The organism is Paenibacillus sp. MDMC362, from assembly GCF_003269305.1.
In the GTDB taxonomy this organism is placed as follows: domain Bacteria; phylum Bacillota; class Bacilli; order Paenibacillales; family Paenibacillaceae; genus Paenibacillus_AQ.
Window position 1 is genome coordinate 1 of sequence record NZ_QLYT01000118.1, and the last position, 588, is coordinate 588.

The following is a 588-nucleotide window of genomic DNA, read 5'->3' on the forward strand; positions in this document are numbered from 1 at the left end:
TGCTTGTGATTATTTTAAAGCAAACATGTAATCTTTCTTCTGCATCTAAAGCCTTGCCCATCAAGTGCTTACCACAATCATTTTATCGACGTATGCAGCGCTTCTTTGCAGGTCAGTATTTTGATTATCGTCAAATTTCTCAGTTGATTTTCAATATGTTTTCATTCGACCAAGTGCAACTGACTTTAGATAGAACCAATTGGAAATGGGGAAAACGAAATATTAATATCCTGATGCTCGCAATCGTTTATCGTGGAATAGCGATACCTATCCTTTGGACATTGCTTAATAAACGTGGAAATTCAGATACGAAAGAGCGTATTGCTTTGATTCAACGCTTTATAGCCATTTTTGGTAAAGACCGTATTGTGAATGTGTTCGCAGACAGAGAGTTTATCGGTGAGCAGTGGTTTACATGGTTAATTGAACAAGACATCAACTTCTGCATTCGTGTTAAAAAAACTTCATTGTCACCAATCATTTAGGAAAGAATCATAAAATTAGTGATTTATTTCGCCATCTTAAAGTTGGTCAAATTGAATGTCGTAAACGACGGATTTTGGTTGGTCGGGTGAAACTATATATAAG

At 35.9% G+C, this 588-nt stretch carries 1 pseudogene; it reads left to right on the forward strand.

Features of this window, described 5'->3' with window-relative positions:
• Nucleotides 1-588, forward strand: a pseudogene (locus DP091_RS31100) (IS4-like element ISAba1 family transposase); the annotation flags it as partial.